At 57.2% G+C, this 24,365-nt stretch carries 23 protein-coding genes and 1 tRNA gene; 10 read left to right on the top strand and 14 right to left on the bottom strand.

Translation table 11 applies throughout. The annotated features are described in order from the left end of the window. Nucleotides 1-154 precede the first annotated feature (154 nt). Complete coding sequence (locus tag WFM45_RS17560) at nt 155-1,012, top strand: AraC family transcriptional regulator (protein ID WP_336956598.1); 858 nt, start codon at nt 155-157, stop codon at nt 1,010-1,012. A 34-nt stretch (nt 1,013-1,046) separates the two neighbouring features. On the opposite strand, the gene actS is transcribed toward WFM45_RS17560, so the two are convergent. Both actS and ycaC read right to left on the bottom strand, forming a co-directional pair. Next, on the bottom strand, nt 1,047-1,796 hold the full coding sequence (gene actS / locus WFM45_RS17555) for an amidase activator ActS (protein WP_025304102.1): 750 nt from the start codon (nt 1,794-1,796) through the stop codon (nt 1,047-1,049). 188 nt (nt 1,797-1,984) lie between these two features. Continuing rightward, the gene (gene ycaC, locus WFM45_RS17550; RefSeq protein WP_085337216.1) at nt 1,985-2,614 is read right to left on the bottom strand and encodes an isochorismate family cysteine hydrolase YcaC; all 630 of its coding nucleotides are present in this window, start codon (nt 2,612-2,614) and stop codon (nt 1,985-1,987) included. Between the two features lie 189 nt (nt 2,615-2,803). Between ycaC and WFM45_RS17545 the strand changes: the two genes are divergently transcribed. From WFM45_RS17545 to WFM45_RS17535, 3 genes are all read left to right on the top strand, one after another. Beyond that, on the top strand, nt 2,804-3,670 hold the full coding sequence (locus WFM45_RS17545) for a LysR substrate-binding domain-containing protein (RefSeq protein WP_158526714.1): 867 nt from the start codon (nt 2,804-2,806) through the stop codon (nt 3,668-3,670). A 127-nt stretch (nt 3,671-3,797) separates the two neighbouring features. Next, nucleotides 3,798-4,367: an HdeD family acid-resistance protein gene (locus WFM45_RS17540; RefSeq protein WP_004931723.1), complete on the top strand. Its 570-nt coding sequence runs from the start codon at nt 3,798-3,800 to the stop codon at nt 4,365-4,367. 135 nt (nt 4,368-4,502) lie between these two features. Beyond that, on the top strand, nt 4,503-4,841 hold the full coding sequence (locus tag WFM45_RS17535) for a hypothetical protein (RefSeq protein ID WP_085337097.1): 339 nt from the start codon (nt 4,503-4,505) through the stop codon (nt 4,839-4,841). A 180-nt stretch (nt 4,842-5,021) separates the two neighbouring features. Here WFM45_RS17535 and WFM45_RS17530 read toward each other — a convergent pair whose 3' ends face one another. Continuing rightward, entirely contained in the window at nt 5,022-5,630 is a 609-nt protein-coding gene (locus WFM45_RS17530; protein ID WP_033632184.1) for an OmpA family protein, read from the bottom strand. A 3-nt stretch (nt 5,631-5,633) separates the two neighbouring features. Further along, nucleotides 5,634-6,110, bottom strand: coding sequence for a hypothetical protein (locus WFM45_RS17525; RefSeq protein ID WP_021505694.1), 477 nt, complete (start codon nt 6,108-6,110; stop codon nt 5,634-5,636). Nucleotides 6,111-6,498: 388 nt separating this feature from the next. On the opposite strand from WFM45_RS17525, the gene WFM45_RS17520 reads away from it, so the two are divergent. From WFM45_RS17520 to WFM45_RS17510, 3 genes are all read left to right on the top strand, one after another. After that, nucleotides 6,499-7,113 carry a 2OG-Fe dioxygenase family protein gene (locus tag WFM45_RS17520; protein ID WP_226883068.1) on the top strand — a complete coding sequence of 205 codons (615 nt, stop codon included), beginning with the start codon at nt 6,499-6,501 and terminating at the stop codon, nt 7,111-7,113. Then, the gene (locus WFM45_RS17515; RefSeq protein ID WP_336956589.1) at nt 7,110-8,342 is read left to right on the top strand and encodes a cysteine desulfurase-like protein; all 1,233 of its coding nucleotides are present in this window, start codon (nt 7,110-7,112) and stop codon (nt 8,340-8,342) included. Before WFM45_RS17520 ends, WFM45_RS17515 begins: the two co-directional genes overlap by 4 nt. A gap of 276 nt (nt 8,343-8,618) precedes the next feature. Then, nucleotides 8,619-9,611 (top strand): LacI family DNA-binding transcriptional regulator, encoded by a 993-nt coding sequence (locus tag WFM45_RS17510; RefSeq protein WP_336956687.1) that lies wholly within the window; start codon nt 8,619-8,621, stop codon nt 9,609-9,611. Nucleotides 9,612-9,730: 119 nt separating this feature from the next. Here the strand turns inward: WFM45_RS17510 and WFM45_RS17505 are convergent, their stop codons facing one another. The 4 genes from WFM45_RS17505 to WFM45_RS17490 form a co-directional block, all read right to left on the bottom strand. After that, nucleotides 9,731-11,128 carry a c-type cytochrome gene (locus tag WFM45_RS17505; protein WP_049278970.1) on the bottom strand — a complete coding sequence of 466 codons (1,398 nt, stop codon included), beginning with the start codon at nt 11,126-11,128 and terminating at the stop codon, nt 9,731-9,733. Then, a complete protein-coding gene (locus tag WFM45_RS17500; protein ID WP_025304112.1) occupies nt 11,125-12,777 on the bottom strand; it encodes a GMC family oxidoreductase in 1,653 nt (550 codons plus the stop codon). The genes WFM45_RS17505 and WFM45_RS17500 overlap by 4 nt, the downstream gene beginning before the upstream one ends. Continuing rightward, on the bottom strand, nt 12,774-13,364 hold the full coding sequence (locus tag WFM45_RS17495) for a sugar dehydrogenase complex small subunit (protein ID WP_336956584.1): 591 nt from the start codon (nt 13,362-13,364) through the stop codon (nt 12,774-12,776). The genes WFM45_RS17500 and WFM45_RS17495 overlap by 4 nt, the downstream gene beginning before the upstream one ends. A gap of 374 nt (nt 13,365-13,738) precedes the next feature. Further along, nucleotides 13,739-14,209 carry a YhcH/YjgK/YiaL family protein gene (locus WFM45_RS17490; protein WP_015378962.1) on the bottom strand — a complete coding sequence of 157 codons (471 nt, stop codon included), beginning with the start codon at nt 14,207-14,209 and terminating at the stop codon, nt 13,739-13,741. A gap of 571 nt (nt 14,210-14,780) precedes the next feature. On the opposite strand from WFM45_RS17490, the gene WFM45_RS17485 reads away from it, so the two are divergent. Beyond that, complete coding sequence (locus WFM45_RS17485; RefSeq protein WP_103687356.1) at nt 14,781-15,731, top strand: 2-hydroxyacid dehydrogenase; 951 nt, start codon at nt 14,781-14,783, stop codon at nt 15,729-15,731. Nucleotides 15,732-15,816: 85 nt separating this feature from the next. Next, nucleotides 15,817-17,127 carry an MFS transporter gene (locus tag WFM45_RS17480; protein WP_082997432.1) on the top strand — a complete coding sequence of 437 codons (1,311 nt, stop codon included), beginning with the start codon at nt 15,817-15,819 and terminating at the stop codon, nt 17,125-17,127. Nucleotides 17,128-17,327: 200 nt separating this feature from the next. On the opposite strand, the gene WFM45_RS17475 is transcribed toward WFM45_RS17480, so the two are convergent. From WFM45_RS17475 to xerD, 6 genes are all read right to left on the bottom strand, one after another. Beyond that, nucleotides 17,328-17,401, bottom strand: a tRNA-Gly gene (locus tag WFM45_RS17475). 135 nt (nt 17,402-17,536) lie between these two features. After that, nucleotides 17,537-19,054, bottom strand: coding sequence for a lysine--tRNA ligase (gene lysS, locus WFM45_RS17470; RefSeq protein ID WP_172574927.1), 1,518 nt, complete (start codon nt 19,052-19,054; stop codon nt 17,537-17,539). Nucleotides 19,055-19,063: 9 nt separating this feature from the next. Continuing rightward, nucleotides 19,064-20,162 (bottom strand): peptide chain release factor 2 gene (gene prfB, locus WFM45_RS17465; RefSeq protein WP_096242572.1). Its coding sequence is split into 2 segments (ribosomal slippage): nt 19,064-20,086 and nt 20,088-20,162, totalling 1,098 coding nucleotides; the frame shifts between segments, so codons are not numbered across the junction. Nucleotides 20,163-20,328: 166 nt separating this feature from the next. Next, nucleotides 20,329-22,062 carry a single-stranded-DNA-specific exonuclease RecJ gene (recJ, locus tag WFM45_RS17460; protein ID WP_336956580.1) on the bottom strand — a complete coding sequence of 578 codons (1,734 nt, stop codon included), beginning with the start codon at nt 22,060-22,062 and terminating at the stop codon, nt 20,329-20,331. 6 nt (nt 22,063-22,068) lie between these two features. Continuing rightward, nucleotides 22,069-22,785 carry a bifunctional protein-disulfide isomerase/oxidoreductase DsbC gene (gene dsbC, locus WFM45_RS17455; protein ID WP_004931688.1) on the bottom strand — a complete coding sequence of 239 codons (717 nt, stop codon included), beginning with the start codon at nt 22,783-22,785 and terminating at the stop codon, nt 22,069-22,071. A 26-nt stretch (nt 22,786-22,811) separates the two neighbouring features. After that, nucleotides 22,812-23,711 carry a site-specific tyrosine recombinase XerD gene (gene xerD / locus WFM45_RS17450; RefSeq protein WP_004931685.1) on the bottom strand — a complete coding sequence of 300 codons (900 nt, stop codon included), beginning with the start codon at nt 23,709-23,711 and terminating at the stop codon, nt 22,812-22,814. Between the two features lie 106 nt (nt 23,712-23,817). On the opposite strand from xerD, the gene fldB reads away from it, so the two are divergent. Further along, nucleotides 23,818-24,336 carry a flavodoxin FldB gene (gene fldB, locus WFM45_RS17445; protein ID WP_004931683.1) on the top strand — a complete coding sequence of 173 codons (519 nt, stop codon included), beginning with the start codon at nt 23,818-23,820 and terminating at the stop codon, nt 24,334-24,336. Nucleotides 24,337-24,365 lie beyond the last annotated feature (29 nt).

Raw genomic sequence — 24,365 nt, 5'->3', positions numbered from 1 at the left:
GATCGCGGCGCACAGCCGCGCGGGGGTTATGAGTTTGGCCTGGCCGGCGGCGAACGCCGCACCATTCCCTTTTCCTGCAGCGATAACTCAGCATCATCCGTCAGGAGAAGCGGCGGCGGCTCGGGCAAAGTTCAGGCATGGAGGAGACAATCACATGACCCAGACGTATGCAAAGCGCTTTGCGCTGGTCTTTGACTATATCGACCGCCACCTGGACGAGGCGCTCACCGTCGAAAAACTGAGCGAAGTGGCCCACTTTTCGCGCTTTCACTTTCAACGCCAGTTTAGCGCGTATTGTGGCATCTCGGTGTGGCGTTATATCCAGTGGATGAGGCTCAAACGCGCCTCGTACCGCCTGGCGTATAACCCGCTGGAGCCGGTGATTGACATCGCGCTGGACGCCGGTTTTCAAAACCCGGAGTCCTTCAGCCGCGCCTTCAAACAGGCGTTCAGCCAAACGCCAAGCCAGTTTCGCAAACGGCCGGCCTGGATCGATTGGCAACAACGCTTTCCCGAGCCGAAACACAAAAGGAAACAACCCATGAAGGTAGACATTGTCGACTTCCCGGTCACGCCGGTGGCGATGATCGAACATCGCGGCCCGTCCGCGCTGGTCAACGAAACCGCCGCACGCTTTATCGAGTGGCGCAAAATCAGCGGCCTGTCGCCGGTCAGAAGCAGCCGCACTTACGGTATCGCGCCGCACGATCCGGCCACCACCGAAGCGCAGGACTTCCGCTTCTTCATTTGCGGCGAGGTCACTGCGCCGATCCCGGAGGACAACGCCTTCGGCGTGGTGAACGGCACGCTGCCGGCCGGGCGCTGCGCGGTGCTGCGCCATCTCGGATCGCTGGATGGGCTCTCGGAAAGCGCCCGCTATCTTTACAGCGAGTGGTTGCCGGCCAGCGGCGAGGAGCTGCGCGATTTTCCGCTCTATTTCCACTACCACAACTTCGTGCACGAGGTGGCGGAATATGAACTGGTGACCGATCTTTATCTGCCGCTGAAATAGCTGACATCCGGCTCCGCAAGGAGCCGGATTGACGTTAACAGGACGGCGACGATCCCTGCGGCGGCAGATAGCGCTGCGGATCGAGCGCGGTGGCGCGATAGCGGATCTGGAAATGCAGGAACACCGAATCGGTGCCGGTGCTGCCCATGGTGCCAATCTTCTGCCCCGCTTTCACATCCTGGCCGTTGCGCACCAACGTAGTGTCGTTGTGCGCGTAGGCGGTAATAAAGTCTTCGCCATGCTTAATCATGATCAGGTTGCCGTAGCCGCGCAGTTGGTTGCCGACGTACACCACTTTGCCCTTGGCGGAAGCATAGATCGGCTGGCCGCGTTTACCGGCGATGTCGATGCCCTTGTTGCCGCCATCGGCATTGGAGTACGCCTGCACGATCCGGCCGCTGGTCGGCCAGCGCCAGCAACGTGCGGCGCCCGGCGGCGGCGTTTGCTTGGCGATCGCGGAGGAAGAAGTTTTACGGCGCGTGGCGGCGGTTTTGGTCGGCGCGCTGCCGCTCAGCCGCAGCTTTTGCCCCACTTCCAGGCTATAAGGAGGGCGTATCTTGTTGATTCTGGCCAGATCGCTGACTTCGCTGTCGGTGATCCAGGCGATGTAATACAGCGTATCGCCCCGTTTGACGGTGTAGGACTTGCCGGTATAGCTGCCCTTCGGCAGTTTGTCGTAGTCGCGGTTGTAGGTGTTTTTACCCGAACATCCGGCCAACAGCAGCCCCAATGTCAGACACACCGCGATGCGGCGCCACCTCGCCAGCTTGCTTCCTGTGCTCAAATCCTGTCCCCAGTCGTCTTTTCGGTTCTGATACGCCTCAGCCACACAGTGTAACATTTGCGCCGGGTCAGTCAAAAAGCGGGGAAGAGGCAAATATCGGAAAACAGCTGGCGCGGAGGCCGCTGCGGCACGATCGGCGGGAGGAAAAATGGCGCCATAAGGCGCCAAATCATGCAGCGATGCCGGGATTACTGTTTACCTGAGGTCAGCAAACTGAAGCTGGTCATCAGATTGCGATAGTCAGGAATATGTTGAGAGAACAGGCTCCCCAACCCTTCGATATCATTTCGCCAATCGCGGTGCAATTCGCACGCCGCGCCAAACCAACTCATCAGTTGCGCGCCGGCCTGGGACATGCGATCCCAAGCCGCATCGCGCGTAATCGAATTGAACGTGCCGGATGCGTCTGTGATGACGAAAACCTCATACCCCTCTTCCAGCGCAGAGAGCGCAGGAAACGCCACGCAAACCTCGGTCACCACGCCGGCGATGATCAGTTGTTTCTTGCCCGTGGCCTTTACCGCCTTGACGAAATCTTCATTATCCCAGGCATTGATATTGCCGGGACGAGCAATATAGGGGGCGTCAGGGAAAGTTTGCTTTAGCTCTGGCACCAAAGGGCCGTTCGGTCCGTTTTCAAAACTCGTGGTCAGTATTGTCGGTAAATTGAAGTATTTAGCCAGATCGGCCAGCGCCAAAACATTATTTTTGAATTTATCCGGATCCTGATCTCTAACCAGGGACAGTAGCCCGGTCTGATGATCGACTAATAAAACGGCGGCCTGTGTCTTATCTAATCGATTATATTTAAAAGTCATTCCCTTCTCCTTTATCATCAAAATCATCAAATTCCGATCGCCCCATGCATTCCAAGCATGTAGCATACTTTCAAACGCTCCGACATCAGGCTAGCAATGAACCAGCCGGGTAAATAGCACGATTATTGGGAATGAGTGTTTCACCACTGGGAAGGTTAATTTTATATGATAGATTTCAATGAGATGGTTATGTTTGCCAGAGTAGTTGAATGCGGTGGATTTCTTTCCGCCAGTAAGAAGTTTGGTATACCCAAATCGACGCTATCAAGGCGAATATCCAATTTGGAAAAAAGGCTTAATGTCAGGCTTATTCAGCGCTCAACGCGAAACCTCATGGTCACCGATATAGGAAAAGAATATTTTCAGTACTGCCTGCAGATGATTAGCACCGCAGAGAAAGCGGAATGCCTTATTATTAACAAAAGCGAAAAACCCACTGGAAAAATAAAACTGACCTGCTCAAACATTCTCCTGGATCTTGGCCTAACGGAAGTGCTGGCGAGATTCATGCTGCAATATCCCAAGGTCAATTTGCATGTGAAAATATTTAATCGCAACGTGGATATTATTTCTGAAGGGTATGACCTCTCATTAAAACTCATCGCCGATGAGCCCAAAAACAGCAATTTGGTGATGCGTCGAATTTGCGCTGTGCCCACCGCATTTATGGTCGCCCCCTCTGCAGCTATTCAGTACCAAAGTATAAATACGCCCGAAGATCTCTCCAGTTTGCCAACGGTCGGGTGGTTATCGACCCATCTTCAGGCCGCCTGGACGTTTCAACAAGCCGATCGCGAAGTCAAAATAAACAACGAGTCGCGCATGGTGTGCGATGACATTCGCCTGATCAAGGAATCGATCGTAAAAGGCGTCGGTGTTGGCTGCCTGCCGCTGAAATTAGCCCGCCAGGAACTGCTCGACGGCAGCCTGAAAACGCTGCTCGACGACTGGACATTGGAACAACACAAGATTGTCGCGTTTTACCCTTCCAGACAAGGACTCCCTCCTTCGGTAAGGGCGCTGATTGATTTCATCGTTGATGAACTGGCCGAATAACACGCCGCTTCCAAGCATAAACGCCACGCCGGATTTACCGCAGCGATTAAAAAGTGACTACTATAATAGAGCGCTCGGAAAAATAGAGTGCCCCCGAGGATCGCAACAAAGAGAATGGAGCTGTAACATGCTAAACCTTGATCGCAATAATCTGCCCCTCCTGAGCGAAGAACTGCTCAAAAAGCAACGCACCACCCTGCTGATCATCGCCTTCCTGCTGCTGGCGGGCGGCATACTGTGCCTGGTCAACCCTTTCGCCTCCGGCGCGGCGCTGAGCATCGTGGTCGGCGTCCTGCTGCTGTTGAGCGGCGCCGGGCTGATTATCGCCATGATCGCCAACCGGGCGCAGAATACCTGGCCGATGATCGGCGGCATTCTGCTGGGCGTGGCCTACCTGATTATCGGTTATGTGTTCATCACCAGCCCGCTGGCGGGCATTCTGGCGCTGGCGGTGTACCTTGCCGTGCTGTTCGCGCTCGGCGGCATCGCGCGCCTGGCGGCCGGCTATATGCGCCGCGGATTGCCGGGCAACTGGCTGCAGTTCGTCATTGGCGTACTCGATTTGATCATCGCCTGGATGCTGATCGGCTCAGGCCCGGCGGCGTCGGTCACGCTGGTGACGGCGATCGTCGGCATCGAGATGCTGGTCAGCTCCTTTGCGCTGTTCCAGGCGGCGAATCTGTTTAAACGCGCCTGATGCTACCGGCCCGCCATCGCGGGCCTCATCGCTTTCGTCGCTTCCAGACAAAACAAGGCGATACCCCCTCGGCTTGTCCGTGGTTATCTTCATCGGTAAGTGCCAATATAGGCGCAGACAAGGGAGCTGAAACCGATGACAACCCATTCCAACCCGTTGAACTCGCGGGAAGTCTGCCTGCAATTACGCCATTTCAATCAGGTAATCGGGCAACAATGCCGCAATATGGCGCGCCAAAATACCACCTGCCCGTGCTGCCTGGCGGACATCGCCACCGGTTGCGACGCCGGTATCAAACTGTGCGGCCAGCAGTTGGCCAAACCCAACCCGCAAACCCCGTTATTCCGGCAGATTCGCAACTTGCTGCTCGATCTGCGCGCAGAAGCGATAGGGGTTCACAGAATAGACGTCCTAAACCGCACCAATAACGAAATATCCTGGCTGTTGCGTGAGCTGTATTTCGAGACGTTCTGACCCCGCATGTTGTCGGCGCCGCTAAAGCGAAAGCCGAAAGCGAGATACGGGCTTTTGATCATGTTCATCAATCATTAGCGTCACCGGCTCCACGCCATACAGCCTGAACTCCGCGAGCAGTCAGCGAGAGGAGCCCGTTTAAAAGCGGCTCTGGCAAAGGAAACGTCCACCGGCGCGGGGTTAACCGGCGGCAGCGGTTTTCGGCAACACGAAGTCAACCCGCCGATTCTTGGCCCGGCCCGTCGGCGTGTCGTTGGAAGCCACCGGTTCAGCCTCCCCTTTTCCCCGTTCACTCAGACGAGATTTTTCTACCCCGTGTGCGATCAGCCAAACAGCCACCGCACGTGCGCGTCGCAGCGACAGATCCTGATTATATTTATCGCTGCCCACCGCATCGGTATGCCCCTCGATCACCACGTTCCCTACCGGTTCGGCCGCGATAAATTGCGCCACCTGTTGCAGCGCAGGCTCCGCTTTAGCAGCAATCGCATCGCTGTCGAAGGCGAACAGCACATCGCTGCGCATCGATAACGTGACGGCATTTTTGCTGTCTCTGACAGAAATGTCGGCGGATTGTTTAGCCAAATCCGCTGCCTTACTTTGCAGGTCAAGGACGCCGGCATTCAGCCCCGAAGGCAAACCAACCAAATCCAGCCGGGTAGCCTTGAGATCGAGTATCACCGGTTTCCCCACGGATGCCGGCTCTCCGCTGTCAGCCCATGAACCCAATGACACCATCCCAAAGGCTAACATCCCACCCACACAGGCGGCTTTCCTGAGGCCGTTCATCGCTCAACGATCCGTAATGGCTATCGGCCCGAGCGGCTCGACGTTGGCGATCGTCAGGTACACCTCTTTCACATCAGGTGGAGGCGCGGGGAAGCTGCCAAACCAGGTGGCAACATAGGGAATGCCTGAGCTTGAGCTGAATGACACGTTGGGAGAGGCCAGTGGGACATTATTGCTATCGGTAAGCAGCAGGTATTTTTTATTACCCACCAGAATGTAGAAGGATTTCTCAAGACTGCTTTTATCCAGACTGCTATACAAGCCTTGTCCATTAAGGTTGTCTTTCAACCCTTTGAAACGCACTTTGATGGTCAGGATTTCACCGTGGCGCACGGCCTCGGTCACTTGCGCTTCGGCTACGCCGCTGCTGACGATCCCGGTAGCCAACGGGGTCACGGGGGGATCCTCCGCGAACGCCATGCCGGGAAGCATTATCGAAGCAAACAGGCAGGAAATGACGAATTTTCTGACATGCTGCATGATCGGAGTCCTTATTCAGGGGGAATTGAAGATTGTTCTTTCAACAACCAGGCAATGCCACTGCGGTCACTCTGTCCCGGAATTATAGTAAAGCACCTCATATTCATGAGAATTATCCCTGAAAGCGTAACCTTGGTCACGTTATGCTTGCGCATGAATTCTCCCCCGTTAGCGCTTATTTTGCTGAATGACCGGCTTCATACCAGCATTCCCTTCCGCTCATCCTCTCTGCTGTTCACCCCACTTTACGACCGCCGTCACACCTCGCCACCGCTAAATTGCGTTGGTTATAGAGTCGTCTACAATTCAATCGAATTACCCCCTACAACATCAGAAATTATTATTATTAGAGGTGATTATGTTACAGAAACACGAAAACGTAATAAGTATGACTGTACTAAGCCCGCAAGCCACCCAACAGCTGATGCCATCGTTCTCCTCCTTGCCCCACACGCAACACGCCGACGGCAAATATCGCCTGCGCCGTTATTCGGTCGTTAAATACCTCAACCCCAACGTCGCCGAAGTAGGGCCGCGCACTTTCATGCAGTCGGATCAGATCAACCACTTCCAGGGCAATGTAGTGCGCCGCTTCGAACCTATCGACAGCGCCGTGTTGCAGAGCGCCGGCATGGCGGAGATGTGCAACCTGTTTGCAGAAAGCAACGAACTGCCGGAAGGCGCCGAGATAGAGATCCACCAGATGCGCGTGGTCGCCATCGAGAAAGACACCCAGGTGGCGCCGGAAGGCATTCACCAGGACGGTTTCGACCATATCGCGATGATAGCCATTCACCGGCACAACATCGTCGGCGGTGAAATCATGCTGTATGACGACAGCCACCACGACCCTTTCTTTAAAAAAGCGCTGGCGGACGGTGAAGCCGTGCTGCTGGCGGACAGCAAACTGTGGCACAACGCCACGCCGATCAACGCCGTGAGCCCGGAAGAAGAAGGTCATTTGGATCTCTTTGTCCTCACCGCGCGGGGGGAGAAAGCATGACCTTTACCCCCGAGCTCGCCCGCGCCCAGTTCAGCGCGCTGTCACAGCAGATCGACGGCAAACCGGCCATCTTTTTCGACGGCCCCGGCGGTGCGCAGGTTTCACGGGGCGTGCTGGAAAAAATGACCGACTACCTGGGAAGGTACAACGCCAACCTGGGCGGCCACTATTTCTCGAGCCGGGTCACCGGCGAGGTGATGGGCCAGGCGCGGGAATCGGTGCGCGCCTTGTTAAATTCGCCGTCGCCCGACAACATCGTCTTCGGCATGAACATGACCACGCTGACTTTCCATCTCAGCCGCATCATCAGCCGCGACTGGCAGGCCGGCGATGAAGTCATCGTCACCGCACTGGATCACTACGCCAACGTCTCCAGCTGGCAGCAGGCTGCCGCTGACAAAGGAGCCGCGGTGCATCAGATACCGCTGGAGAACGCCGACTGCGCATTGGATGCCGCGAAAGTGTGCGAGCGCATCAACGCCAACACTCGTCTGGTGGCGGTCAGCTACGCCTCCAACGTCACCGGCAGCATCGTCGATATCAAAACCATCGTCGAAGCCGCGCATCGGGTCGGCGCGCAGGTGTATGTCGACGCCGTGCACTATGCGCCGCACAACCTGATTGACGTGCAGGCGCTGGGCTGTGACTTCCTGGTGTGCTCCGCCTACAAGTTCTTTGGCCCGCACGTCGGCATGGCCTACATCGCGCCGCAGTGGTTGCAGCGCCTGCGCCCTTACAAGGTCGAGCCGGCCACCGACGTCGGCCCCGGCCGTTTCGAGACCGGCACGCAAAGCTTCGAAGCGCTGGCCGGCGTCGCGGCCGCGATCGAGTATCTGGCGCAGTGGGGCACGCCCGGTGCGCCGTTAAGGCAGCGTCTGCAGGAGAGCTTCGCCGCCTACCACCGGCATGAAGAGGCGTTGTGCAGCCACTTCCTGCAGCGGCTGCAACAACTCGACGGCGTGCGGCTTTATGGCAACCCCCGGGCGGACAGCGCGCGCCGCACGCCGACCTTCGCCCTGACCTTCAGCGGCCATACGCCTGACGCGATCGCCCGCCGCCTGGGGCAGCACAACATCTGCGCCGGCAGCGGGCATTTCTATGCGTTGGGCTTGGTGCAACAGCTGGGGTTGCAGGACGGCGGCGTGCTGCGCATCGGCATGATGCACTACAACACTCGGGGCGAGATCGATACGCTGTTCAACGTGATCGCCGAAGATATTCTCAGTTAATCCGGCCATATCGGCCCGTTCATCTTATTGAGCGGGCCGAATAAGGTATCAAACTGCCCGTCTTTTCTTCCACCGCGTCCACGGCGCACAGATGCGTGCCTTTCTTTCCCCGCGTTACGAAATGCGAAGATAACGAACATATAATGCCGGAGACCGGAATCGGCGCATCGTGCGGTTGTCACCGGATACGGCGGAGGCAGCACATTGCGTGCATTCTCTTTTGACTCGGCAGTGGGCATAATGACAAACACGGTCTGGGTCAGATGAGTATGAATGGTGAAGTCGCAGCGCATTACGTTAAATGACATTGCTGTACTGGCTGGTGTCACCAAAATGACGGTCAGCCGCTATCTGCGCACGCCGGACAGGGTTAAACCGGAAACCGCTGCGCGCATCGCCGCCGTGATCGAGGAAGTCGGCTATCAGGCCGATCCTGACAATCCCGCCCTCTATTCCAATAGCCCTCCCCTCATCGGCGTTCTGGTTCCTTCTTTTAACAATCTGATATTTGCTGATGTCCTCGCCGGCATTGAATCCGTGACGTCTGTACAGGGTTATCAGACGCTGGTCGTCAATTATGACTACAACAGCAAACGCGAAGAGGAGCAAATTGCCGCGATCCTGGCTTGTAAGATCAAAGGGCTGCTGCTGACCGAGTCAGTTCATAGTCTGCGGGCGGAAAAATTCCTGAAGACGGCAAAAATACCCGTTGCTGAAATCATGGGGCTGTCAGGCAATGCAGATCGAATTAACGTGGGTTTTGATAATGTGAAAGCCGGCTACGATATGACCACCATGTTGCTGGCCAGCGGTAAAAAACGCATTATCTATTTTGGTTCAATGTCTGATATCCGCGATGAACAGCGTTACACGGGATATTGTCAGGCAATGGCTAACCATGATTTACCTACCGGTCGTATTTCCCCCAATAAGATCTCTTCCATTTCAATTGGGACAGGCATGATGACGCTTGCGAGCCAGATGTACCCGGATATGGATGGAATTCTCTGTACCAACGACGATCTGGCCGTGGGCGTGTTACAGGAATGTCTGGCAAACGGTATCAGCGTTCCAGCGCAAATTGCCATTGCCGGATTTCACGGTCTTGAGATCGGGCAGATCATCACCCCTCGGTTAGCCAGCGTACTGACGCCACGCTATGAGATGGGGAAAGTGGCGACAGAAATCATAATAAAAAAAATTAAAGGGCTGCCGACCATTGAACGTGTCGATCTCCACTTCCGCCTATCAATGGGGGAGACAATATAGCTTTCCCCGCCAGTGACTTCAGCACTGGCCATAGCTACCCGCGCCGTCAGAAGAACGTCACTCGCTATCCCGACCAGAAATTCGGCCAGATGGCGTCACCCACCTGACCGAACGCCCCCTTAACGTGTCTTGCGGCGCCGGAGCCAGAATAGGACCAGCAGAATAATGACGACCGCCGCGACGGCCATGCCAGGCAGAATCATCGGCTGTGCGCGCGCCAACAGCGGTTTCGGGCCCCCGGCGCGCACCTCACTCACGTCGGCCTCGCTCACGCTCAGCGCGCTGTTGCCGTATTTCTGCAGCACGAAGTTAGCGATATCGGCAACCTGCTTATCCGTCAGTTCTCCGACATAGGAACCGGCGCCAAAGCTCGGCATCAGGACGTGCTTGCCGTCAACCCGGCGATCAACTCCCTGTAAAATGGCGGCAATCAGGTTTGACGGATTGCTCGCGGCCGTGGTGGAGTTGTTGAATAGCGAAGGATAGGCCTGGTTCAAACTGCCGCTGCCGTCAGGCTGATGGCAACTGGCGCAGTAGCCGCTGTAGAGCGCCTCGCCGCTATTGAGCGTGTGGTTGGCGTTGGGCGAATCCATGCCGCGGAGATGGTGCTCAACGTTGTAGTGCGCCTGACCAAGGCCATTGCCCTGGCGCCCCTCGCCCTGTGACGGCACGGTCTTCAGGTAAGTTGCAATCGCCCGCAGCTGCCGGTCGGTCAGGTATTGGAAGCTGTGCTCAACGGCTTCAGCCATTGGCCCCGCAGCTTGTGCGCGCCCTTCCGCCCGACCGGTTTTCAGGTAGTCCACTAACTCCTGCTCGCTCCAGTCGCCGATCCCTTCCTGGCGATCGGCGGTGATATTCGGCGCGTACCAAGCCCCCAACGATGCCCCCATCAGGAAGCGCGAATTGTCTTCCGCCATCAGCACATTACGCGGCGTATGACAGGTTCCGCAGTGAGCCGGCCCCTGCACCAGCGCGGCCCCCTCGTTCCACGCCTCACCTTTCGTCACATCCGGGGTGAAACGCCGATTGTCCAAATAAAGCATGTTCCACACCGCCATGGAGAGGCGGATGTTGAACGGAAACGGCAGATCGGTTTGGCGCTTGGCCGGCTCATCGACCGGGGCAACGCCATGCATGAAATAGGTATACAACGCGTGGATCTCGTCATCACTCAGACGGGTATAGGCGGTGTAAGGCATTGCCGGATAGAGATACGTCCCATCTTGCCGGATCCCAGAGCGCAGAACCTCGGCAAACGCCGCTTCAGAATAGCCGCCGATGCCGTATTTTACCGATGGGGTTATATTGGTGGCGTAGATAGTGCCCATGGGAGAAGCAATGCCGTACCCTCCGGCAAAAGGCTTGCCCTGCTGCTGCGTATTCGTATGGCAGGCCATGCAGTCCGAGGCGATAGCCAGCGCTTGCCCTTTAGCGATCAGATCGCCGTCCTGGGCATGCGCCGCGAAGCCGCTTCCCAGCAGCAGCGTCGCTGCCAGCGAGTGGGTGATTTTATTCATTTGCTCTCCAGGGCGCGCAGTACGTCATTGGCCGCCTTGAGTCCAAGCGCCGCCATTGTCAACGTGGTGTTGACAACGCTGGCTGAAACCATGGCGCCTCCACCCGGGATCCAAAGGTTGTCATGATCGTGGGCGCGGCAATTGCCGTTCACCACCGAGTTCGTGGGATCGCTGCCCATGATCGTGCCGCCCATAATGTGGTTGTTGGCATTCAGCTTGTCGTTAATCACAAACTCTTGCGCATCGAACAAGTCGCCAATCTGCCGTAGCTGGGTTTTTACCACTTCCAGCCCTTTGCGCACATAATCGCCGACGTCGTAGTGGATGTCCGGGCAGGCCAGGCCATGCTTGTCTTTGCGAGTGGGGCTCAGGGTCAGACGGTTGTTCGGGTCCGGCAGCGGTTCCAGGCTGATGGAGAGATCCACCGAGCGGCTGGCGCGATCGCGCACTTCATCCTGCAGCGCCTTGCCGACCTTGCCCGTTTTCAGAACTTCAAGGGCTGAGGGGATCACCCGGTTGATATTGTTGATGATGATCTTGTTGGCGGAGTGGTCGCTGCGGAACGCGCCGTCACGATACCCCACCATGCAGCTGCTCTGCGCCGGGCCGCGTCCAACCCACAGAGCCTCTCGCGCCAGGAAGGAGCAGTGCAGGCCAGAGTGATCCATCATGTTGCGCCCCACCTGATCCGAGCTGTTCGCGATGCCGTTCGGGTTCTTTTCGTTGGCCGCCAGCAGCAGTAAGCGCGGGTTCTCAATCCCATTGCAGGCCAGAACGAACGTTTTACCGATCGCCCGATGGGAGTTGTGCGCCGTGTCGTACCAGTGAACGGCGGTGACGCGGTTATTATCGTCGGTGTCAATTTTGTACACCACCGCCTCGGGGATCACCTTCGCCCCCTTGTGTTCGGCCCGTTCAACGTGGTGAATGCCGTTGTACATCGCCCCGATCGGGCAAATCGGCTGGCAATTGTTATTGCCGCAGCAGGTGGGCCGTCCGTTCCAGGGCCGGGTGCTGCGGCCTTGCGGAATGGGCACCGATTTAAAACCGTGAGGATTAACAATCTCAGCAATGCGTCTGTCGCCGTAGGCCCAGGGCACCATGTCCATCGGGTAAGGCCCGCTGCGTTCCGCAGGGGACTGCCACTCCGGATTATTCGGGCCGGCAACGCCGATTTCCTCTTCGGCTTTCGCGTACCACGGTTCGATATCTTCGTAGGAAATAGGCCAGTCTCTCCCCACGCCATAGAGGGATTTCATGCGAAAATCATTGGGATGGTTGCGCCAGCAAGAAGCGGCCCAGTGCCAGGTGGTTCCCCCCACCACACGCAAATAGCCCTGTTTAAAGCCTGAGCCATTGGGGCCGGTCAGTTTGATATAGTCGTTCTCCGGGAAATAGAGCGGCGCGGTGGCGTACTCCGATTGCGGGTAAAGCCCCTGAAAATCCGACCCCGCACGATTGTGCAGTGGCATATTGCGCCAGTTTTCCACAGCCTGTGCGCGCTCAATGCGCGGGCCTGCCTCAAGCACCAGCACCGAGTAGCCCTGGCTCACCAAAGCATCCGCCATCAGACCGCCCACAATACCGGAACCGACAATGACGACATCGGCCTCTGCATCGCCGGAAGCATTAATTATTGGGCTTTTCACACGCGGTCCTCATATTTTTTTTTATCGGCTACGGCAGGCAAATCTGTTGCGGGAATGGAAGGTTGGCGGGTAACGCCCGGCGGCAAGCCGGTCCACCACAGCGGGCCAAAATTGCACCAGGTCGGCACAATCAGGGCATCCTGAACCGTGCGATACATCAGCGCCTCTTTATAACTAATCAGCTGACCCTGCTCAGCGTTTGAAGGATCTACGGTTCCGGTATACCACGCGGTCACGATCGCCTGGATAAGCTCCCTCTGCCCCTGTTCAATCGCATGTCGGTTCAAGACTTCCGCATCGGTGGCTTGCTGGCTCAGGATGAACAGGGCGTTGAGTTGCGAGTTCAACTGCGGAAAATGTTCACGCAGTGCGGAAAAATAGCGGGCGGAGAGTGTGACGTCCAAATCGTCAAACTCGGTAATTTTTCTCGAAATTTGCAAAAATTGCGCGTATTCAACGGGCGAGGCGGCAATTTGCGTCCGTTCGGCATAGGTTATATTTGAATAAGGCAACAGGCTGGCGGCGACGATTACGCCCACCATTTTCCCCAGCGCCTCCCTGCGGGTAAGCACGATTTGCAACGACATTATTAGCTCCGAAATAATTTATTTTTATATAGTTTTTTTAATATCTATCAGAACGCAGGCAAACCAAAATAAAAAATTGTGCTGATGGGGAGGAACCGCATTAAAAGATCAAGGCGTTATGGGATTGGCTACATCGACTACAGAGGTAAACTCCGGCCTTAATGATGTAATCTGAACCTGAAGCAAATATCCCTGTAAATAATACGGCGTAATCTCTGCCGTACATTTATTCAACCCAACTCAATCTTTAAAAGTTAGGGGCTATGGCTTTGACGGGAAAGGCGCATTCTTCGGAATCGCTGCAGACGGCGGATGAGCAAGGCTTTCCGCCGGGCAGCCTGAAGTAGCGATACCAGCCGCCGCTGAACGTCTTGCTACGTCAGCAGGGCGCCGTCGATTTTCGCCACAATTTTACGCAGAACTGCCGGCGTTGTGCAGGTACTCATCGGGCGATGCAGCTCCCCCGGAAAGATAACGGCCAGTTCACCGGGTTGCAGGTGGATGAGAGTCTCACCGGGGATCGCCGGGCTAAACCCAAGGTCGTGCGCCTCGTTAAATGGCTCACTCAGGGGCAAAGGCAGCCCCAGAACCCCGGCGCCAATCACTTCTCTCCCTTCCAGGACAAGATGGATATCCAGATACTGGCGATGAAACTCCGGCTTCTGGTCGGCCAACAGTTTGGTTTCCCCTTCAACGACGTTAAAGAACATCTGTTTACCCTGCACCTGATAGTGGCCGACAGGTAAATTGTACGGCTCACTTTCAATAATGCTGGCCAGCATTTTTCGAATGGCTGCCGGATAGAATTTATTATTTACGGCAGTGGTTAAGGCATCAATAATCATAATATTTTCTCTGGTAGAGATCGATTCGGCATTTCACCGACAAGAACAATGTCTGGGTATTTTTATGGCAACAGGCAATCTCGGCATAATTACGGTAGAATCGCTATTCGATCGTTCTACGGGCGCCACTATGAATAAGCCACAAAGCAAACCGCTTTGTTGTTAATATTTACAACCTATCACCACTGTGAGTAAACTCCACCTGAAAGGCTATTCGGCATGGTGAAATAAGTCATGACCTATCTCACGGTTTTTAGCCGCTTAAAACTGTGACAAAAGTCACTTAATTAAGTGTTACGAAACAACGTTACTTATCCTGTGATCCACGGCAGAAAATCACTGGATATTCACCGCCCTCACCAAAATCGATCGATTCCGCCTTCTCCCCCTACGGGCATAATGGGTTATTTTCCCTGATAGTCACTGGCAGAAACCACGAAATTGCACACGAGATCACGCCAGCAGTAACATGCTTTTTTAACACTCTTTGGCGTGATGCAGATCGCAAAAATAAGCGGTAAAAAAACGTCTGATACAGGGTATCCCCTATTTTTCAGACAGGATCGCAACGATGCACACTGACACTCAACCTACCATTTTACTTATCGCGCCGGTGATGGATGCTTTGCAAGCCGCGTTGGACGCCCGCTACCGGGTATTCCGTCTCTATGAACAATCAGATATTCCAGCCTTCCTGGTTCGCCATGGCGCAGACGTTCAGGCGGTGGTCACCCGTGGTGATGTGGGGGTAACCCGAGAGACGCTGGAGCAGTTGCCGCAGGTGGGCATGATTGCTGTCTTTGGCGTGGGAACCGACGCTATCGATCTCAACTACACCCGGGAACGCCATATCAGCGTCGGGATCACCGCCGGCGTGCTGACCGATGATGTGGCAGATCTGGCTCTGGGGCTAATGCTGTCCGCCGGCCGCCGCCTCTGCCAAGGGGACCGATTTGTACGCGAAGGCCGCTGGGAAACGACGCCGCCACCGCTGGCGACCAAAGTGAGCGGTAAACGCATCGGTATTTTCGGCATGGGGAATATCGGCCAAGCCATCGCCCGCCGGGCGAAAGGCTTCGATATGACCATCCTGTATACTGACCGCCAGCGCAAAGACGGCCTGGATTACCAGTGGTGCGCCGATCTGCACACGCTCGCAGCACAGAGTGATTTCCTGGTGATCGCGGCATCCGGCAGTGCGGAAAACCGCGGGATTATTGATGCCAGCGTATTTAACGCCATGCCCGAACGCGCCTGGCTTATCAATATCGCCCGCGGCAGCCTGGTCGATGAGGCGGCGCTGATAAAGGCGTTACAAAATCATGTTATCGCCGGGGCCGCTCTGGATGTCTTTGAAAACGAACCCCATGTCCCGACAGCGTTCTTTGCTCTCGAGAATGTTCTGCTTCAACCCCATGTGGCCAGCGCTACCGTAGAAACCCGTCAGGGAATGAGCCAATCCGTTTTGGATAATCTGGCAGGTTATTTTTCACATCAGGATATTCCTGGGTTAATTCAATAAAAATGATCGTTTGAGTTACGAATAATCATTTTTATCCGCCAACACAATATTCTCTGTGAATGGCGGACATCATCGAGACGCTATTATGACCGATAAAATACCAGGAACTCGCTGGCTGCGGGTTATCGCGCCGATCCTTATCACCTGTATTATTTCATTTATGGATCGCGTTAATATCAGCTTTGCTCTGCCGGGTGGCATGGAACAGGATTTAGGCATTACCAGCCAGATGGCTGGCGTGGCCAGCGGTATCTTTTTTATTGGTTATTTATTTCTGCAAATCCCTGGCGGACGACTTGCGGTTTACGGTAGCGGAAAACGTTTTATAGCCTGGTCGCTCGTGGCCTGGGCGATTGTCTCTATCGCCACCGGGTTCGTCACCCATGAATATCAACTGCTCGTGCTGCGTTTTATTCTCGGGATCTCCGAAGGGGGAATGTTGCCCGTCGTGCTGACCATGGTAAGCAATTGGTTCCCGGAAAAAGAACTGGGCCGCGCCAATGCCTTTGTCATGATGTTTGCCCCACTAGGGGGGATGCTGACCGCCCCGGTTTCCGGCGCGATTATTGCCACTCTCGACTGGCGCTGGCTGTTCATTATCGAAGGCTTGTTGTCGGTCGTGGTGTTGACCATTTGGTGGCTGGTAATCAGTGACCGTCCGGAAGAGGCGCGTTGGCTACCGGCGAAGGAACGCGACTATTTATTGACCGAACTGGCCCGGGAGCGCAAAGCGCGGGAAGGGATGACGCCGGCGGCCAAAGCGCCGTTAAAAGCGGTGTTTCGCAACAAGGGATTGATGCGCCTGGTCGTGCTGAATTTCTTTTACCAGACCGGAGACTATGGGTATACGTTGTGGCTGCCCACCATCTTGAAAAACCTGACCGGTGGCAGCATGGCCAATGTTGGGGTATTGGCGATCCTGCCGTTTGTTGCCACTCTGGCGGGGATTTATGTGATTTCGATGTTCAGCGATCGCAGCGGTAAACGCCGTTTGTGGGTCAGGATCTCCCTGTACTGTTTTGCAGCGGCGCTGATAGCCTCGGTGATCCTGCATGAGCACGTGGTGGCCGCCTATATCGCGTTGGTGGTGTGCGGCTTCTTCCTTAAAGCGGCGACCAGCCCCTTCTGGTCAATTCCCGGACGCATTGCGGCGGCGGAAGTGGCGGGCAGCGCACGCGGGGTGATCAACGGGCTGGGCAACCTCGGTGGGTTTTGCGGCCCCTATCTGGTAGGCGTCATGATTTATCTGTACGGACAGAACGTCGCGGTTTGCGCGCTGGCGGCATCGCTGTTGCTGGCAGGAAGTATCACCTTCCTGCTGCCGAAAGAATGCGACCGCTCCTGCGAAGAAACGGACAACCGCCTGCCATCCGGGGCTAAACAGAAGTGGAGTTAAACGGTAATGGCGCGCTGTGGGCAGCAACGGCGGCTCACACCCGCATCAGGATTGGGCGGCGCGTTGTGTTATCGCGGTTAAATGCCAGGCCAATGGCTTGAGCGACTCACACGCCAACCCGCACCAAACGGTGATGCGATCGTTGAGAATCAGCTTTTCTAAAAACGGTTATAACTCAATGGGGTGATGCATAGGGAGATTGGAGCGGGTGAAGGGAATCGAACCCTCGTATGCAGCTTGGGAAGCTGCCGTTCTACCATTGAACTACACCCGCATCGGTGTGCGACAGGCATTATAACCGGTTATCGGCGGCGGGCAAGCGGAGATGGCGCGTAACTGTCGATGTTTTAAGCGGTTAAGTCCCGTAGACGAAAAAAAACCGGCGCAGTCGCCTGCACCGGTTGTTGGATTATTTCTGTGGGCGCATCGCCGGGAACAGAATCACGTCGCGGATGGTGTGGCTGTTGGTGAACAGCATCACCATGCGGTCGATACCGATGCCCAGACCGGCGGTCGGCGGCAGGCCGTGCTCCAGCGCGGTGACGTAGTCTTCGTCGTAGAACATCGCTTCGTCGTCGCCGGCGTCTTTAGCATTCACCTGATCGGCGAAGCGTTGCGCCTGGTCTTCGGCGTCGTTCAGCTCGGAGAAGCCGTTGCCGATTTCACGGCCGCCGATGAAGAACTCGAAGCGGTCGGTGATTTCCGGGTTCACGTCGTTGCGGCGCGCCAGCGGCGACACTTCAGCCGGGTACTCGGTGATGAAGGTCGGCTGAATCAGATGGCTTTCCGCCACTTCTTCGAAGATTTCGGTCACGACGCGGCCCAGGCCCCAGCTCTTCTCAACCTTGATGCCGATGGATTCGGCGATGGCCACCGCTTTGCCCATGTCGGCCAGGTCAGCCAGATCGGTTTCCGGACGGTATTTCTTGATCGCCTCGGTCATGGTCAGCTTCTCGAACGGCTTGCCGAAGTCGAACACTTCATCGCCATACTGCACCTGAGAGGTGCCCAGCACTTTCTCGGTCAGGGTGCGGAACAGCGTCTCGGTCAGCTCGATCAGGTCTTTGTAATCCGCGTAAGCCATGTAGAGTTCCATCATGGTGAACTCTGGGTTATGACGCGGAGAAACGCCTTCGTTGCGGAAGTTGCGGTTGATTTCGAACACGCGCTCGAAGCCGCCGACCACCAGACGCTTCAGATACAGTTCCGGCGCGATGCGCAGGTACATGTCGATATCCAGCGCATTGTGGTGCGTGATGAACGGACGCGCGGACGCGCCGCCCGGGATCACCTGCATCATCGGGGTTTCGACTTCCATGAAGCCGCGTTCCACCATGAAGTTACGAATAGCGGACATCACCTGCGAACGCACCTTGAAGGTGTTGCGCGATTCTTCGTTGGCGATCAGATCCAGATAACGCTGGCGGTAACGGGTTTCCTGATCCGCCAGACCGTGGAATTTGTCCGGCAGCGGGCGCAGCGCTTTGGTCAGCAGACGCAGTTCGGTGCAGTGGATCGACAGTTCGCCGGTCTTGGTTTTGAACAGCTTGCCGCGCGCGCCGAGGATATCGCCCAGGTCCCACTTCTTGAACTGCTCGTTGTACACGCCTTCAGCCAGATCGTCGCGCGCGACGTACAGCTGAATGCGGCCGCCCACGTCCTGCAGCGTAACGAAGGATGCCTTGCCCATAATGCGGCGGGTCATCATGCGGCCGGCGACGGTCACTTCTACGTCCAGCGCTTCCAGCTCTTCGTTGTCTTTATCGCCGTACGCGGCGTGCAGTTTGTCGGAGGTGGAGTCGCGACGGAAGTCGTTCGGGAACGCAATGCCGTTCTCACGCAGGCCGGCCAGTTTCTCGCGGCGGGACTGCAGTTCGTTATTGAGATCCAGCGCCTGATCGGCGCCCTGTACTTGTTGTTCAGACATTTCTATTCCTCATAACCCGGCTTTCAAACTTGCCTCAATGAATTTATCCAGGTCGCCATCCAGTACGGCCTGCGTGTTACGCGTTTCGACGTTGGTGCGCAAATCCTTGATGCGGGAGTCATCCAGCACGTAAGAACGGATTTGGCTGCCCCAGCCGATGTCGGACTTGTTGTCTTCCATCGTCTGCTTATCAGCATTTTTCTTTTGCATCTCAAACTCGTACAGCTTGGCTCGCAGCTGTTTAAACGCTTGATCCTTGTTCTTATGCTGAGAACGATCGTTCTGGCACTGCACCACGATGTTGGTTGGCAGGTGAGTAATACGTACGGCGGATTCGGTTTTGTTGACGTGCTGACCGCCCGCACCGGAGGCGCGGTACACGTCGATACGCAGATCCGCCGGGTTGATTTCGATATCGATATCGTCGTCGACTTCCGGGTAGATGAACACCGAGCTGAACGAGGTGTGGCGACGGCCGCCGGAGTCGAACGGGCTCTTGCGCACCAGGCGATGAACGCCGGTTTCAGTGCGCAACCAGCCGAACGCGTAGTCGCCGATGATCTTGATGGTGGCCGATTTCAGGCCCGCGACGTCGCCGTCGGATTCTTCGATCACTTCGGTCTTGAAGCCCTTGGCTTCGGCCCAGCGCAGGTACATGCGCAGCAGCATGCTGGCCCAGTCCTGCGCCTCGGTGCCGCCGGAGCCGGCCTGGATATCCAGGTAGCAGTCGGCACTGTCGTATTCGCCGGAGAACATGCGGCGGAATTCCAACTGATCCAGCTTGCTCATCAGTTGATCCAGCTCGGCGACCGCTTCGTTGAAGGTCTCTTCATCGTCGGCTTCCACCGCCAGTTCCAGCAGCCCGCCGACGTCTTCGCCGCCCTGCTCCAGCTGATCGATGGTTTCAACGATGGCTTCCAGCGCGGCGCGCTCTTTGCCGAGCGCCTGCGCGCGCTCCGGCTCGTTCCAGACGTCCGGCTGTTCCAGCTCGGCGTTGACTTCTTCTAGGCGTTCCTTCTTGGCATCATAGTCAAAGATACCCCCTAAGAACCGCAGTCCGCTCGGACAGGTCCTGAATTCGGTTTTTTACCGGGTTAATTTCAAACATGGTTTCGTTCTTTTACGTTGATGTCGTCGATGGCGGAATGCCATTGGAACCGCTAATTCTAACGGATCCGGGCGGCAGTTTATAGCGAGTTGGTCAGTTTTTGTGGCGATCGGGAAGGATGCCGGGGATTGGAGAGCCCAATCCCCGAATTGTGTTCAATTTCACTTCAGCGCGGCCAAAGATGCTGGATCAGCAGTTGCACGTTGCGGTTGCCGCGAAACTCGTTGACGTCGAGCTTGTAGGCCAGTTCCACTTCGCGCACGCTGCTGTCCGGCCACAGCGTGGTGTCCACATTGAACGCGATGCCGTCGAGCAGCGGGCCGCCGCCGAGCGGTTCCACCATCAGTTTCAGGTGTTTCTCGCCCACCAGCCGCTGCTGCAGAATGCGGAACTTGCCGTCGAAGGTCGGTTCCGGGAACGCCTGGCCCCACGGGCCGCCCTCGCGCAGCAGCTCCGCCGTGGTCAGCGACAGCTCCTGCATCGCCAGTTCGCCGTCAGACCAGATAACCCCTTCCAGCATCGCCGGATCGAGCCATTCCCCCACCAGCTCGCCGAAACGCTGGCGGAACTCGTCGAATTTGGCCTCTTCCAGCGACAGCCCGGCCGCCATCGCGTGGCCGCCGAACTTCATCATCAGCCCAGGATTCAGCATATCCAGCCGCTCCAGCGCGTCGCGCATGTGCAGGCCGGGCACCGAACGGCCGGAGCCCTTCAGGATGCCGTCGCCCGCCGGCGCGAACGCGATCACCGGGCGGTGGAAACGCTCTTTGATGCGCGAAGCGAGGATGCCCACCACGCCCTGGTGCCATTCCGGGTGATACATCGCCAACCCATAAGGCAGCTCGGTGCTGGTGCGCTCCAGCTGATCGCACAGCTGCAAGGCCTCCACCTGCATGCCCTGCTCGATCTCGCGGCGCGTCTGGTTCAGCGCATCGAGATCGTTGGCCAGCATGCGCGCCTGCGCAATGTCGTCGCTCAGCAGCAGCGCCACGCCGATCGACATGTCGTCCAGCCGGCCGGCGGCGTTGAGCCGCGGGCCGAGGGCGAAACCGAGATCGTTGGCCGCCAGCTGACGGGCGTCGCGGTTGGCCACCTCAAGCAGCACGCGGATGCCCGGGCGGCATTTGCCGGCGCGGATGCGGTTTAACCCCTGATACACCAGAATGCGGTTGTTGGCGTCCAGCGGCACCACGTCGGCCACGGTGCCGAGCGCCACCAGATCCAGCAGCTCCGCCAGATTGGGCATCGCCAGCGCGCGCTGCTCGAACCAGCCGCTGTCCCGCAGGCGGGCGCGCAGCGCCAGCATCAGGTAGAACGCCACGCCTACCCCCGCCAGCGATTTGGACGGGAAGGCGCAGCCGCGCAGGTTGGGGTTAACGATCGCTTCGGCCGCCGGCAGGGTCTCACCCGGCAGGTGGTGATCGGTCACCAGCACCTGCATGCCCTTGGCGTGCGCCACATCGACGCCGGCGTGGGAGGAGATGCCGTTATCGACGGTAACAATGAGTTCTGCGCCGCGCGCCGCCGCCTGCTCCACCACTTCGGGGCTCAGGCCGTAGCCGTCTTCGAAGCGGTTTGGCACCAGATAATCGACGGCTGCGCCGCCCATGCTGCGCAGCGCCAACACCGTCAGCGCGGTGCTGGTGGCGCCATCGGCGTCGAAATCGCCCACCACCATGATGCGGCGGCCGTCGGCCAGCGCCTGTTGCAGCAGGCTGACGGCGTCGTCGATACCGTCCAGCTGTTGCCAAGGCAGCATGCCCTTGACGCTGCGTTCCAGCTCTTGCTCAGCCTGCACGCCGCGCAGGGCGTAAAGCCGACGCAGCAGCGGCGGCAAACTGGCGGGCAGATGCGTGTCGTCCGCCGCCGGGCGGCGGCGTAGTTGCGTTTTGATACTCACCGGCGATTAACCACCGGCTTTGGTGGCGGCCTGGTGCGCATCCAGCATGGCGGCCATCTCTTTCGGCCCCTGATAGCCCGGGATCATCATGCCGTTTTCCAGGATGATGGCCGGCGTGCCCTGAATGCCGAACTGCACGCCCAGCTCGTAATGCTTGCTGATGTCGGTTTTACAGGTCGCCGGAGAAACGGCGTCGCCCTTCATGGCGGCGTCGAACGCCTTGGCCTTGTCGGCGGTGCACCAGATCGACTGCATGTCTTTTTCAGCCTGGGATGCCAGCCCCTGGCGCGGGAATGCCAGGTAACGCACGGTAATGCCCAGATCGTTGTACTCTTTCATCTGCTGATGCAGCTTGTGACAGTAACCGCAGGTGATGTCGGTGAACACGGTGATCACGTGTTTCTCTTTCGGCGCCTTGTACACGATCATCTGATCTTTCAGCGCGTCCATCTTGCTGCTCAGCAGTTGGTTGGTCACGTTGACCGGCTCTTTGCCGCTGACGTCGAACAGCGGGCCCTGCAGGATGTGCTTGCCGTCTTCGGAGGCGTACAGCACGCCGCTGTCGGTCAGCACAGTTTTCAGGCCGTTGACCGGTGAAGGCTGCACGTCCGCCTGCTGGATGCCCAGGCTGGCGAGCGCTTTTTTGATCGCCGCGTCATCGGCATGGGCGGCGCCGGCCACCGAGGCCACCAGCAGTGAAAGCAGCATTAAACCTTTTTTCATTATTCCAATCCTTTCGAACCCGCCGCTCAGGCGCGCGGGTGATGCTGTTGATGTAGCTGTTTCAGTCGTTCGGTCGCTACATGTGTATAAATTTGCGTGGTCGAGAGATCGCTGTGCCCTAACAACATCTGTACGACACGGAGATCGGCCCCATGGTTCAGCAAATGGGTAGCGAACGCGTGCCGCAACACGTGCGGCGACAGACGCTCGCTGTCGATGCCCGCAAGGATGGCATAGTGTTTGATGCGATGCCAGAACGTCTGTCGGGTCATTTGCTGGCAGCGGGTGCTGGGGAACAGCACATCCAGCGTCTGGCCGTTGACCAGCCATGGGCGGCCGTGCTCCAGATAGTTTTCGATCCAGTAGACCGCCTCTTCGCCCAGCGGCACCAGCCGCTCCTTGTTGCCCTTGCCGATCACCCGCACCACGCCCTGACGCAGGCTGACGTCGCTGATGTTCAGCCCCACCAGCTCGGAAACCCGCAGCCCGGTGGCGTACAACACTTCGAGCATCGCCTTGTCGCGCAGCTCCAGCGGCTGATCGACGCAGGGCGCCTGCAGCAATGCATCGACCTGCGCCTCGCTCAGATCCTTCGGCAAGCGCTGCGGCAATTTGGGAGACGCCAGCTGCGCGGTGGGATCGTCGGCGCGCAGCTTTTCGCGGTACAGATATTGAAACAGGCGCCTCATGGCGCTCAACAAACGCGCGGAGCTGGTGGCCTTGTAACCGCCATCCACCCGCTCGGCGAGAAACGCCTGCAGATCCAACGCCTGCGCCTGCAGCAAATCGGTCTTCTGCTGGCCAAGCCAGGCGCCCAGGGCCTGCAAATCCAGCCGATAGGAGGCCAGCGTATTTTCCGCCAGATTGCGCTCAAGCCACAGCGCATCCAGGAATTGTTCAATCAGCGCATTGTCTTGCTGTTGCACGCGGTCCTCTCTTTGTTGCATTTCCACCCGCGCCATTATGCCTTAAGCCGGGGCAAATCAGGTATACTCGCTGCAATTCTCTAAACAGCAACGTAACGGTTTACACATGAAGATTGGTCTGTTTTACGGCTCCAGCACCTGCTACACCGAAATGGCGGCAGAAAAAATCCGTGAGATTCTGGGTGAAGACCTGGTCGACCTGCACAACCTGAAAGACGTATCGCCCAAGCTGATGGAGGACTATTCCATTCTGATCCTCGGCATCCCGACCTGGGATTTCGGCGAACTGCAGGAAGACTGGGAAGCGATCTGGCCGCAGCTGGCGGCGCTGGATCTGAAAGGCAAGATCGTCGCCATGTACGGCATGGGCGATCAACTCGGTTACGGTGAGTGGTTCCTCGACGCGCTGGGCATGCTGCACGATCACATCGCGCCGCTGGGCGTACAGTTCATCGGCTTCTGGCCCACTGAGGGTTTCGAGTTCACCAGCCCCAAACCGCTGAGCGCCGACGGCAAACACTTCGTCGGCCTGGCGCTCGATGAGGTCAACCAATACGATCTGAGCGAAGAGCGCCTGCAGCAATGGTGCGAACAGATCCTGTTGGAGATGGAGCCGCTGCTGTAGCCGCTATCGGGCGCGTAGCGCCCGATTTC

Origin of the sequence: Serratia sp. KG1D (assembly GCF_037150675.1) — a bacterium.
Classification (GTDB): domain Bacteria; phylum Pseudomonadota; class Gammaproteobacteria; order Enterobacterales; family Enterobacteriaceae; genus Serratia; species Serratia nematodiphila.
The sequence above is the reverse complement of the archived record's forward strand: the minus strand, read 5'-3'. Positions and strand labels throughout refer to the sequence as shown.